Raw genomic sequence first — 12742 nt, forward strand, 5'->3', positions numbered from 1 at the left:
GTAACCATAGTAGCAAAGTTTGCTCTTCCCCGGCATGAGGCGAAAAAAAACCGCCCCCGAGGGGGCGGTTTATCTGGCGATGGGCCCGGCATGCCGGGCCCGCGGCGCGGATGACGATTACTCGTCGTCGCTGCCGCCCAGGCCTGCGTTGAGCAGCTCGGCCAGGTTAGCCGTCGCTTCTTCCGCGCTGACTTGCGGAACAACCGGCGCTTCACCCTGAGCACGACGACGCATGCGATCCTGATGATAAGCGTAACCGGTACCGGCTGGGATCAGACGGCCCACGATGACGTTCTCTTTCAGGCCACGCAGTTCATCACGCTTGCCGGCTACGGCAGCTTCGGTCAGAACGCGCGTCGTTTCCTGGAACGATGCAGCGGAGATGAAGGACTCGGTCGCCAAGGAAGCCTTGGTGATACCCAGCAGATCGCGCGAGAAGGTTGCCGCGATTTTACCTTCAGCTTCCAGCTGACGGTTGGCAATCTTGACGCGAGACACTTCAGCCTGCTCGCCTTCCAGGAACTCGGAGCCACCAGCGCTAACGATGGTGCCTTTACGCAGCATCTGACGAACGATAACTTCGATGTGCTTATCGTTAATCTTAACGCCTTGCAGACGGTAAACTTCCTGCACTTCGTTGGTGATGTAGCGGGTAACCGCATGCACGCCACGCAGACGCAGAATGTCGTGCGGAGACTCTGGGCCGTCAGAAACGACGTCGCCACGCTCCACCACTTCGCCTTCGAACACGTTGAGCTGACGCCATTTCGGAATCATCTCTTCGTAAGCGTCGCTGCCGTCCAGCGGAGAGATCACCAGGCGACGTTTACCTTTGGTCTCTTTACCGAACGAGATAATCCCGCTGATTTCAGCCAGGATTGCCGGCTCTTTCGGACGACGTGCTTCGAACAGGTCGGCAACGCGCGGCAGACCACCGGTAATATCCTTGGTACCGCCGGATTCCTGAGGAATACGCGCCAGGGTATCACCCGCACCGATCTGAATGCCGTCTTCCAGCTGAACGATCGCTTTGCCCGGCAGGAAGTATTGAGCAGGCATATCAGTACCTGGGATCAATACGTCTTCGCCCTGAGCGTCAACGATTTTCAGTGCCGGACGCAGGTCTTTACCGCTACCGGTACGCTCTGCGCTGTCCAGTACGACCAGAGAAGACAAACCGGTCAGTTCGTCGGTCTGGCGAGTAATGGTCTGGCCGTCAACCATATCCGCGAAGCGAATGAAGCCGCTGACTTCACTGATGACCGGCATGGTGTGCGGATCCCAGTTAGCGACGGTTTCGCCGCCGTTAACTTCTTCACCGTCGCCTTTGCCCATCACGGCACCGTAAGGCACCTTGTAGCTTTCTTTGGTACGGCCGAATTCGTCGATCAGTTTCAGTTCGGTGTTACGCGAGGTGATCACCAGCTTGCCCGCTGCGTTCATAACGAACTTCACGTTGCTCAGCTTGAGGCTACCCTTGTTTTTCACCTGGATGCTGGATTCAGCAGCCGCACGAGATGCCGCACCACCGATGTGGAACGTACGCATCGTCAGCTGTGTACCCGGCTCACCGATGGACTGGGCCGCGATAACGCCGATGGCTTCACCTTTGTTGATGATGTGGCCACGTGCCAGGTCGCGACCGTAGCAGTTTGCACACACACCAAAGTCGGTTTCACAGCTCACCACGGAACGGACTTTAACGCTGTCGACAGAGTTCTCTTCCAACAGGTCACACGCCTTCTCGTTCAGCAGGGTGTTGCGTGGCACCAGAATGTCCGCCGTACCCGGCTTGAGGACATCTTCTGCCGTCACACGGCCCAGAACGCGTTCACGCAGCGGCTCTTTCACGTCGCCACCTTCGATAACCGGAGTCATCAGGATGCCGTCGTGAGTGCCACAGTCGTCTTCGGTCACCACCAGATCCTGCGCCACGTCAACCAGACGACGAGTCAGATAACCGGAGTTCGCGGTTTTCAGTGCGGTATCCGCCAGACCTTTACGAGCACCGTGGGTGGAGATGAAGTACTGGAGTACGTTCAGACCTTCACGGAAGTTCGCGGTGATTGGCGTTTCGATGATGGAGCCATCCGGCTTCGCCATCAGACCACGCATACCGGCCAGCTGACGAATCTGAGCGGCGGAACCACGCGCACCGGAGTCGGCCATCATAAAGATGCTGTTGAAGGAAACTTGCTGTTCCACTTCGCCGTCACGGTTAACCACGTCTTCTACCGACAGGTTTTCCATCATCGCTTTCGCAACGCGTTCGTTCGCTGCTGCCCAGATATCGATCACTTTGTTGTAGCGTTCGCCGGCGGTAACCAGACCAGACTGGAACTGCTCCTGGATCTCGGCAACTTCGGTTTCCGCTTCTTCGATGATCTCCGCTTTCTTGGCCGGGATAACCATGTCGTCGATACCTACGGAAGCGCCGGAACGGGCTGCGTAAGCAAAACCGGTGTACATGATCTGGTCAGCAAAGATAACGGTCGGCTTCAGGCCCAGGATGCGGTAACAGGTGTTCAGCATCTTGGAGATCGCTTTCTTGCCCAAAGGCTGGTTAACGATCGAGTACGGCAGACCTTTCGGTACGATCATCCACAGGATGGCGCGGCCGATGGTGGTGTCGATGATGCTGGTCTGAGAAGTCCATTCGCCTTCGGCGTTCTTGACGTCTTCGGTGATACGCACTTTAACGCGCGCATGCAGAGACGCCAGGCCGGCGCGGTAAACACGCTCAGCTTCTTTGGAACCGTTCAGCACCATGCCTTCGCCCTTGGCGTTAACACAGTCGCGGGTCATGTAGTACAGACCCAGTACAACGTCCTGAGAAGGAACGATGATTGGCTCGCCGTTCGCTGGGGACAGGATGTTGTTGGTGGACATCATCAGCGCACGCGCTTCCAGCTGAGCTTCCAGCGTCAGCGGTACGTGAACAGCCATCTGGTCACCGTCGAAGTCGGCGTTATAGGCCGCACAAACCAGCGGGTGCAGCTGGATCGCTTTACCTTCGATCAGAACCGGTTCAAATGCCTGGATACCCAAACGGTGCAGGGTTGGTGCACGGTTCAGCAGTACCGGGTGTTCGCGGATCACTTCGTCCAGGATATCCCAAACGACGGCTTCTTCACGCTCAACCATTTTCTTGGCGGCTTTGATGGTGGTGGCCAGGCCACGCAGCTCCAACTTGCCGTAGATGAACGGTTTGAACAGCTCCAGCGCCATCTTTTTAGGCAGACCGCACTGATGCAGACGCAGGTATGGACCTACGGTGATGACGGAACGGCCGGAGTAGTCAACGCGTTTACCGAGCAGGTTCTGACGGAAACGACCCTGCTTACCTTTGATCATGTCGGCCAAAGATTTCAGAGGACGTTTGTTGGAACCGGTGATGGCACGACCCCGACGACCGTTATCCAGCAGGGCGTCTACCGCTTCTTGCAGCATACGCTTTTCGTTGCGCACGATGATGTCAGGCGCAGCCAGATCCAGCAGGCGTTTCAGACGGTTGTTACGGTTGATCACGCGGCGATACAGATCGTTCAGATCCGACGTCGCGAAACGACCGCCATCCAGCGGAACCAGCGGGCGCAGATCCGGCGGCAGTACCGGCAGCACGGTCAGGATCATCCACTCCGGCTTGTTGCCGGACTGTACGAACGCTTCCAGCAGCTTGATACGCTTGGTCAGCTTCTTGCGCTTGGTTTCGGAGTTGGTTTCGTTCAGCTCTTCACGCAGCTGCTCGCACTCGGCTTCCAGATCCATGTTTTTCAACAGGGCCTGAATGGCTTCCGCACCCATCTTGGCGTCGAATTCGTCACCGAACTCTTCCAGCGCGTCCAGATACTGCTCTTCGGTCAGGATCTGACGACGCTCGAGGTTGGTCATACCGCCTTCGACCACCACATAGGATTCGAAGTACAGTACCCGTTCGATGTCACGCAGCGGCATATCCAGCAGCAAACCGATGCGGGATGGCAGCGATTTCAGGAACCAGATGTGCGCGGTCGGCGAAGCCAGCTCGATGTGGCCCATGCGCTCACGACGCACTTTGGTCTGGGTCACTTCAACGCCGCACTTCTCACAGATCACGCCGCGGTGTTTCAAGCGCTTGTACTTACCGCACAGGCACTCGTAATCTTTTACCGGCCCGAAGATACGGGCGCAGAAAAGGCCGTCACGCTCAGGTTTGAACGTACGGTAGTTAATGGTTTCCGGCTTCTTAACTTCACCGAACGACCACGAACGGATCATGTCTGGCGAGGCCAGAGCAATCTTGATCGCATCAAACTCTTCGGTCTTAGTTTGCGCTTTCAGAAACTTCAATAAGTCTTTCACGGATTGGCTCCTGTCGGAGTTAAACCTGTTGGGTACCCACAACCGCAGTAGGTACCCGTGTGACCTGAACAACCACCCTCAGGCTCCCTTAGGCGGGGAGCCTGAGCCGGAATGACGATTACTCGTCTTCCAGTTCGATGTTGATGCCGAGCGAGCGGATTTCTTTCAACAGTACGTTGAAGGATTCCGGCATGCCTGGCTCCATCCGGTGGTCGCCATCCACGATGTTTTTGTACATCTTGGTACGGCCGTTAACGTCATCCGACTTAACGGTGAGCATTTCCTGCAGGGTATAAGCCGCGCCGTATGCTTCCAGTGCCCACACTTCCATCTCACCGAAGCGTTGACCACCGAACTGCGCTTTACCACCCAGAGGTTGCTGAGTCACCAAGCTGTAAGAACCGGTTGAACGGGCGTGCATTTTATCGTCAACCAAGTGGTTCAGTTTCAGCATGTACATATAGCCGACAGTAACCTGGCGCTCGAATTGCTCACCGGTACGGCCATCGAACAGCGTGATCTGACCGGAGGTCGGGATACCGCCCATTTCCAGCAGTTGCTTGATTTCAGTCTCTTTCGCACCGTCAAACACCGGCGTTGCGATCGGCATACCTTTTTTCAGGTTCTCTGCCAGACGCAGCACTTCGTCGTCGCTGAAGGTGTTCAGGTCAACTTTCTGGCAAACGTCGTCGCCCAGATCGTAGGCCTTCTGGATGAACTCACGCAGCTTGGCCACTTCCTGCTGCTGCTTCAGCATCTGGTTGATCTTCTCACCGATGCCTTTCGCAGCCATACCCAGGTGGGTTTCCAGGATCTGACCGATGTTCATACGTGATGGTACGCCCAGCGGGTTCAGTACGATGTCTACCGGCGTGCCGTTTTCATCGTAAGGCATATCTTCGATCGGGTTGATCTTGGAGATAACACCCTTGTTACCGTGGCGGCCCGCCATCTTGTCACCCGGTTGGATCTGACGTTTAACGGCCAGATAAACCTTGACGATTTTCAGCACGCCCGGCGCCAGATCGTCGCCCTGAGTGATCTTACGACGCTTGGCTTCCAGCTTCTTCTCGAAGTCGGATTTCAGTTCGTCGTACTGCTCAGCCAGCTGTTCCAGCTGGTTTTGCTTCTCTTCGTCGGTCAGGCCCAGTTCCAGCCAGCGATCGCGCGGCAGCTTGCTCAGCTTGTCGGCTTCGATGCCACCGGCAACCAGCACCGCGTGGATACGCGCAAACAGGCCAGCTTCCAGGATCTGCAGTTCTTCAGTCAGGTCTTTCTTCGCCTGCTTCAGCTGCATCTCTTCGATTTCCAACGCACGCTTGTCTTTTTCCACGCCATCGCGGGTGAAGACCTGCACGTCAATAACCGTACCGGAAACGCCGTTCGGCACACGCAGAGAAGAGTCTTTAACGTCAGACGCTTTCTCACCGAAGATCGCACGCAGCAGTTTCTCTTCCGGCGTCAGCTGGGTTTCGCCTTTAGGCGTTACCTTACCGACCAGGATGTCACCGCCGGTCACTTCCGCACCGATATACACGATACCGGATTCATCCAGCTTGGAGAGCGCAGCTTCACCCACGTTAGGGATGTCGGCGGTGATCTCTTCAGGCCCCAGCTTGGTGTCGCGAGACACGCACGCCAGTTCCTGGATGTGGATGGTGGTGAAGCGATCTTCCTGCACCACGCGCTCGGAGACCAAGATGGAGTCTTCGAAGTTGTAGCCGTTCCAAGGCATGAACGCTACGCGCATGTTCTGGCCCAGTGCCAGTTCGCCCAGGTCTGTCGATGGGCCATCCGCCAGCACGTCGCCGCGCTCGATTGGCTCACCCAGACTCACACACGGCATCTGGTTGATGCAGGTGTTCTGGTTAGAACGGGTGTACTTGGTCAGGTTGTAAATATCGATACCTGCTTCGCCCGGGTACATCTCGTCTTCGTTAACTTTGATAACGATACGGGAAGCATCCACGTACTGGATCACACCGCCGCGTTTGGCAACGGCGGTTACGCCGGAGTCAACCGCTACAGCGCGTTCCATACCGGTACCGACCAGCGGCTTGTCAGCGCGCAGGGTAGGTACGGCCTGACGTTGCATGTTCGCACCCATCAATGCACGGTTGGCGTCATCGTGTTCCAGGAATGGAATCAGTGAAGCACCAACGGAAACAACCTGTTGGGTGGATACGTCCATGTAGTCAACCTGGTCGCGGCTGAACAGGCTTGATTCGCCTTTGCTGCGACAGGTGACCAGGTCTTCTACGAAGCGGCCTTCTTCATCCAGGTTGGAGTTCGCCTGGGCGATAACGAAGTTGCCTTCTTCAATAGCAGACAGGTAGTTGATTTCATCGGTCACCACGCCGTCACGCACGCGGCGGTACGGGGTTTCCAGGAAGCCATACTCGTTAGTCTGTGCGTACACGGACAGGGAGTTGATCAGACCGATGTTTGGACCTTCCGGCGTTTCGATTGGGCACACGCGGCCGTAGTGGGTCGGGTGTACGTCTCGAACTTCAAAGCCGGCGCGCTCACGGGTCAGACCGCCCGGGCCCAGTGCAGAGATACGACGCTTGTGCGTGATCTCGGACAACGGGTTGTTCTGGTCCATGAACTGGGACAGCTGGCTGGAGCCGAAGAACTCTTTCACCGCCGCCGAAATCGGCTTGGCGTTGATCATGTCCTGAGGCATCAGGGTATCCAGATCGCCCAGAGACAGACGCTCTTTCACCGCACGCTCAACACGCACCAGACCTACGCGGAACTGGTTCTCGGCCATTTCGCCGACGGAGCGGATACGACGGTTGCCCAAGTGGTCGATATCGTCCACTTCGCCCTTGCCGTTACGGATATCGATGAGCTTCTTCATCACTTCGATGATGTCGTCTTTGCTCAGGATGCCCGAACCTTCAATCTCGTCGCGCAGCAGAGAACGGTTGAACTTCATACGGCCAACCGCGGACAGGTCGTAGCGGTCTTCGGAGAAGAACAGGTTCTCGAACAGGCTTTCGGCAGCTTCGCGCGTTGGCGGCTCACCAGGACGCATCATGCGGTAGATTTCTACCAGCGAGCTCAGACGATCGCTGGTCGGATCGACACGCAGCGTTTCAGAGATGTACGCGCCGTGGTCCAGATCGTTGGTGAACAGCGTTTCGATGCGCTTGTGGCCGGACTGGCTCAGCTTGGCCAGCAGATCCAGCGACAGCTCCATGTTGGCTGCGCAGATCAGTTCGCCGGTATTGGTATCGATATAGTCTTTCGCGACCACTTTGCCCGCGATGTACTCTACCGGTACTTCAATGCTCTGAATGTCGTCTTTTTCCAGCTGACGGATATGACGAGCGGTGATGCGACGGCCTTTCTCTACGTAGATCTTGCCGTTGGCTTCGATATCGAACGAAGCGGTCTCACCACGCAGGCGCTCTGGCACCAGCTCCATCTGCAGCTTGTTGTCGCGGATTTCGAAGACGATCTTGTCAAAGAACAGGTCGAGGATCTGTTCAGTGGTGTAGTTCAGCGCGCGCAGAATGATGGTCGCAGGCAGTTTGCGGCGACGGTCGATACGCACGAACAGGTTGTCTTTCGGATCGAACTCGAAGTCCAACCATGAACCGCGGTAAGGGATGATGCGTGCGTTGTACAGCACTTTACCCGAGGAGTGGGTTTTACCCTTATCGCTGTCGAAGAATACGCCAGGACTACGGTGCAACTGAGATACGATAACCCTCTCAGTACCGTTGATCACAAAGGTGCCGTTTTCGGTCATGAGCGGAATTTCGCCCATGTAGACTTCTTGTTCCTTGATGTCTTTGACCGTACCTTCAGGCGCTTCGCGCTCATAGATAACCAGGCGCAGTTTTACGCGCAGCGGTGCAGAGAACGTCACACCACGGATCTGGCACTCTTTGACGTCGAAGACCGGCTCACCAAGACGGTAGCTAACGTATTGCAGCTCCGAATTGCCACTGTAGCTCTGGATAGGGAAAACAGAACGGAATGCGGCTTCAAGGCCGTACTGCCCTTCTGGATCTTGCTCGATAAACTTCTGGAACGAGTCAAGCTGGATAGAAAGGAGATATGGTATGTCCAGCACTTGTGGACGTTTACCAAAATCCTTACGAATACGTTTTTTCTCGGTATAGGAGTAAACCATAGGGTTCCTCAGCTCGCTGATCAGTGACCCAATCTGTCCGTCCGATTAGGGACAGTTCATGCAACACCGTTTTGTCGACCGGAAAGCGGGAACACTTTCCGCAATGTCTCTTGCTATCACGCTTAAACCATTTCATCGCGTCTTCCCCCAGAACTCCTGGTAGTGCAAAGACCGCGGTATATTAAGTCGTCAACAGAAACAAACATTGGGAGGCGAAACCAGCAGCCAAACAGTGTGAAACGCTACTGGCGCCCTACAGCGCAAAAAGGCTGGTGACTAAAAAGTCACCAGCCATCAGCCTAAAAGACTAGGCTGCAACCGGAAAGGTTGGCTTATTTAACTTCAACTTCTGCGCCAGCTTCTTCCAGAGATTTTTTCAGAGCTTCTGCGTCATCTTTGCTCACGCCTTCTTTCAGAGCGGCTGGAGCAGATTCAACCAGGTCTTTAGCTTCTTTCAGACCCAGGCCGGTAGCGCCACGTACTGCTTTGATAACAGCAACTTTGTTAGCGCCTGCAGCTTTCAGGATAACGTCGAATTCAGTTTTCTCTTCAGCAGCTTCAGCTGGGCCAGCAGCTACAGCTACAGCAGCAGCAGCAGAAACGCCGAATTTTTCTTCCATAGCGGAAACCAGTTCAACAACGTCCATTACGGACATAGCGGCAACTGCTTCCAGGATTTGGTCTTTAGTGATAGACATAACAATTGTTCCTAAAATTCAGAAATAGTTTAAATACGTTAGCAAAGGCTAAGAAAGAGTGGCTTACGCCGCTTCTTTCTGATCGCGTACTGCAGCCAGAGTGCGAACCAGTTTGCCGGCAGCGGCTTCTTTCATGGTTGCCATCAGGCGTGCGATTGCTTCATCGTAAGTTGGCAGCGTCGCCAGGCGGTCGATTTGCGCCGCAGGGATCAGCTCACCTTCAAAGGCCGCAGCTTTAACCTCGAATTTTGCATTCGCTTTCGCGAACTCTTTGAACAGACGAGCAGCAGCGCCCGGGTGTTCGTGAGAGAATGCAATCAAGGTAGGACCGACAAACGTGTCTTTCAGGCATTCGAATGGAGTGCCTTCAACTACGCGACGCATCAGGGTGTTGCGAACAACACGCATGTAAACGCCAGCTTCACGACCTGCTTTACGCAGTTCAGTCATTTTATCTACGGTAACGCCGCGGGAATCCGCAACAACCGCAGACAGCGCGCCTTTGGCTACTTCGCTGACTTCAGCAACAATCGCTTGTTTGTCTTGAAGATTTAATGCCATTAGCTTTTTGCTCCTGGATTAGCCGGGGAAAATTCCCCGGAACTCACTTCACTCAGCGCTTTGTCACACGCCACGCTGAGCGGCTTAACACGGTGAGCAGAATCCAGCAAAGACATTCTTTTATAAAAAAGAAAAATTTTCTTAGGCTCTGTCACCGTCTACGCAGGAAGGATTAAGTATCTTGCGATACACCTGCGGTCTTGGACGGAGGCCTGGATAGGCCAGGCTCCAACCGAAAAATCTTTGTTTTGCCTACGGCATAGCCAATAGCAAAACCTTGGGGCATAAGATTCTAGACAAATCTTGGCCCCAAGTCAAAGCGATAATCGCAAATGCGATTAGTTCGCTGCGGCAGACAGACCGCTCTGATCGATAGCAACGCCAGCACCCATGGTGGTGGAGAGGCTAACTTTCTTGATGTACATGCCTTTCGCCTGAGAAGGTTTTGCTTTTTTCAGCGCAACCAGCAGGGCTTCCAGGTTTTCTTTCAGTTTGTCTGCGTCGAAATCAACCTTACCGATAGTGGTATGGATGATGCCGTTTTTGTCGTTACGGTAGCGAACCTGACCTGCTTTAGCGTTTTTCACTGCTTCAGCAACGTTCGGAGTAACGGTACCCACTTTCGGGTTTGGCATCAGGCCGCGTGGACCCAGGATCTGGCCCAGTTGACCTACAACGCGCATTGCATCCGGGGAAGCAATAACAACGTCGAAGTTCATTTCGCCTTTCTTGATCTGGTCAGCCAGATCGTCCATACCTACCAGCTCTGCGCCGGCAGCTTTCGCTGCTTCAGCGTTAGCGCCTTGGGCAAATACGGCAACGCGAACGGAACGACCGGTACCATGTGGCAGAACGGTAGCGCCACGAACGTTTTGGTCAGATTTACGAGCGTCGATGCCGAGGTTAACGGCAACGTCAACGCTTTCTACGAATTTAGCGGTGGCCAGCTCTTTCAGCAGAGCAACAGCTTCAGTGATGTCATACTGTTTAGTAGCATCAACTTTGTCACGGATCACGCGCATGCGCTTGGTCAGCTTAGCCATCTCTTAATCCTCCACTACCAGGCCCATGGAACGAGCGGTACCTTCGATGGAGCGAGTCATCGCTTCAACGTCAGAACCAGTCATGTCCGCAGCTTTGGTTTCTGCGATTTCACGTACCTGAGCACGGGTCACTTTACCTACTTTGTCTTTGTTCGGCTTACCGGAACCAGACTTGATACCAGCCGCTTTTTTCAGCAGAACTGCTGCTGGCGGGGTTTTGGTAACGAAAGTGAAGGAGCGATCAGAATAAACGGTGATAACAACCGGAATCGGCAGACCTTTTTCAACGCTGTCAGTCTTAGCGTTGAATGCCTTACAGAATTCCATGATGTTAACGCCCTGCTGACCCAGAGCTGGACCCACTGGTGGGCTCGGGTTCGCCATACCAGCTGCAACTTGCAGCTTGACGTAGGCTTGTACTTTCTTAGCCATTTAAATTTCCTCGGTTTGGGTAGTATCGCCTCGCAAGAGGCTCCCCGTGTTTCACCTCGCCCAACATGCGTCAGGCAAGGCATCTAAAAACAAAAGGCGCGAAATTGTAGTTCAATTTCGCGCCTTTGACAAGCGGCAACGGGCCACTCGTTGCTGATTATTCGATCAGCCTTTCTCAACCTGGCTGAAGTCCAGTTCCACCGGCGTTGCACGGCCAAAGATGGAAACGGAAACTTTCAGGCGGCTCTTCTCGTAGTCGACTTCTTCGACCACGCCGTTGAAATCGGCAAACGGGCCGTCGTTGACGCGCACCAGTTCGCCCGGTTCGAACAGCGTTTTCGGACGCGGCTTATCACCGACCTGCTGCAGGCGGTTCATGATCGCATCAACTTCTTTATCGCTGATCGGCGCTGGACGGTCAGACGTACCACCGATGAACCCCATGACGCGCGGTACGCTGCGCACCAGGTGCCAGCTGGCGTCATTCATCACCATCTGCACCAGCACATAGCCAGGGAAGAACTTGCGTTCGCTCTTGCGACGCTGGCCGCCACGGATTTCAACCACTTCCTCCGTAGGCACCATCACTTCGCCGAACAGCTCTTCCATATCGTGCAGTTTGATGTGTTCACGCAGCGATTGTGCTACGCGACCTTCAAAACCGGAAAACGCCTGAACGACGTACCAACGTTTTTTTGGAGCTTCAGACATTTTAGAACCTCAGGCCAGTAATAAACGACACCAGACGGACCAGAATACCATCCAGCCCCCACAGAATCAGTGACATCACGGCGGTTACCGCGGCAACGATCAACGTGGTGTGTAGCGTTTCTTGACGAGTTGGCCAAATCACTTTACGTACTTCGGTACGCGCTTCGCGGGCAAACGCAACGGTGGCTTTGCCTTTGGTGGTCATCAGAGCCACTGCACCTGCAACGGCGATGATCAGCACAACTGCCAGCGCGCGCAATGGCAGGCTTAAATCACGGTAGTAATAGTTACCGACAATAGCCACAACCAACAGAACGGCGACGATCAGCCACTTTGCCGCTTCCAGGCCGCGTCCGCTCCCTTGAGCCTCGGTATTCGCACTCATAAACCAACCTGTCACAATGATGATTCAGAACAAACAACTTTGCCTCGCAATGCGAGGCAAACCAAACCGATCGGATACCGCGTTAGCGATATCCCGGTGTTTTACGCTATGACGTATTTCAGTCAATACGGTTTAAGAGCCCATCTCACCAATGATTATGACTGCAAAATCGCTGATGAGATAGGTTCTAGTTCACAGCGTAGAAAAAGGGCATCAAATGATGCCCTTTTACCGCGTGTCGCGTCAAACTTTATCAGCGATTAAGCGATAACTTTAGCAACAACGCCTGCGCCAACGGTACGGCCGCCTTCACGGATTGCGAAACGCAGACCGTCGTCCATCGCGATTGGGTGAATCAGGGTGACAATCATGTTCACGTTGTCGCCTGGCATTACCATCTCTACGCCTTCTGGCAGTTCGATGG

General features: G+C 54.6%; 8 protein-coding genes and 1 pseudogene. All 9 read right to left on the bottom strand.

Annotated features, from left to right (window positions below):
* Window positions 1-117: 117 nt before the first annotated feature.
* Window positions 118-4341: a DNA-directed RNA polymerase subunit beta' gene (gene rpoC / locus C9411_RS24590; RefSeq protein ID WP_025304939.1), complete on the bottom strand. Its 4224-nt coding sequence runs from the start codon at window positions 4339-4341 to the stop codon at window positions 118-120.
* A 118-nt stretch (window positions 4342-4459) separates the two neighbouring features.
* Complete coding sequence (rpoB, locus tag C9411_RS24595; RefSeq protein WP_063991784.1) at window positions 4460-8488, bottom strand: DNA-directed RNA polymerase subunit beta; 4029 nt, start codon at window positions 8486-8488, stop codon at window positions 4460-4462.
* Between the two features lie 332 nt (window positions 8489-8820).
* Window positions 8821-9186 carry a 50S ribosomal protein L7/L12 gene (rplL, locus tag C9411_RS24600; protein WP_004929903.1) on the bottom strand — a complete coding sequence of 122 codons (366 nt, stop codon included), beginning with the start codon at window positions 9184-9186 and terminating at the stop codon, window positions 8821-8823.
* 63 nt (window positions 9187-9249) lie between these two features.
* Window positions 9250-9747: a 50S ribosomal protein L10 gene (rplJ, locus tag C9411_RS24605; protein WP_047729348.1), complete on the bottom strand. Its 498-nt coding sequence runs from the start codon at window positions 9745-9747 to the stop codon at window positions 9250-9252.
* A 338-nt stretch (window positions 9748-10085) separates the two neighbouring features.
* Window positions 10086-10790 carry a 50S ribosomal protein L1 gene (gene rplA / locus C9411_RS24610; protein ID WP_019456443.1) on the bottom strand — a complete coding sequence of 235 codons (705 nt, stop codon included), beginning with the start codon at window positions 10788-10790 and terminating at the stop codon, window positions 10086-10088.
* 3 nt (window positions 10791-10793) lie between these two features.
* Window positions 10794-11222 (bottom strand): 50S ribosomal protein L11, encoded by a 429-nt coding sequence (rplK, locus tag C9411_RS24615; protein ID WP_015376316.1) that lies wholly within the window; start codon window positions 11220-11222, stop codon window positions 10794-10796.
* A 165-nt stretch (window positions 11223-11387) separates the two neighbouring features.
* Window positions 11388-11933, bottom strand: a complete 546-nt coding sequence (nusG, locus tag C9411_RS24620) for a transcription termination/antitermination protein NusG (RefSeq protein ID WP_004929914.1) — start codon at window positions 11931-11933, stop codon at window positions 11388-11390.
* A 1-nt stretch (window position 11934) separates the two neighbouring features.
* Complete coding sequence (gene secE, locus C9411_RS24625) at window positions 11935-12318, bottom strand: preprotein translocase subunit SecE (RefSeq protein WP_004929916.1); 384 nt, start codon at window positions 12316-12318, stop codon at window positions 11935-11937.
* Between the two features lie 260 nt (window positions 12319-12578).
* Window positions 12579-12742, bottom strand: a pseudogene (tuf, locus tag C9411_RS24630) (elongation factor Tu); the annotation flags it as partial.

Origin of the sequence: Serratia sp. Nf2, from assembly GCF_003028435.1 — a bacterium.
Lineage (GTDB): Bacteria > Pseudomonadota > Gammaproteobacteria > Enterobacterales > Enterobacteriaceae > Serratia > Serratia marcescens_L.

What these genes read in the sequence shown, in the direction of transcription:
- rpoB (WP_063991784.1), bottom strand. Translation starts at nt 8,488, where the DNA reads ATGGTTTACTCCTATACCGAGAAAAAACGTATTCGTAAGGATTTTGGT.
- rplL (WP_004929903.1), bottom strand. Translation starts at nt 9,186, where the DNA reads ATGTCTATCACTAAAGACCAAATCCTGGAAGCAGTTGCCGCTATGTCC.
- rplJ (WP_047729348.1), bottom strand. Translation starts at nt 9,747, where the DNA reads ATGGCATTAAATCTTCAAGACAAACAAGCGATTGTTGCTGAAGTCAGC.
- rplA (WP_019456443.1), bottom strand. Translation starts at nt 10,790, where the DNA reads ATGGCTAAGCTGACCAAGCGCATGCGCGTGATCCGTGACAAAGTTGAT.
- rplK (WP_015376316.1), bottom strand. Translation starts at nt 11,222, where the DNA reads ATGGCTAAGAAAGTACAAGCCTACGTCAAGCTGCAAGTTGCAGCTGGT.
- nusG (WP_004929914.1), bottom strand. Translation starts at nt 11,933, where the DNA reads ATGTCTGAAGCTCCAAAAAAACGTTGGTACGTCGTTCAGGCGTTTTCC.
- secE (WP_004929916.1), bottom strand. Translation starts at nt 12,318, where the DNA reads ATGAGTGCGAATACCGAGGCTCAAGGGAGCGGACGCGGCCTGGAAGCG.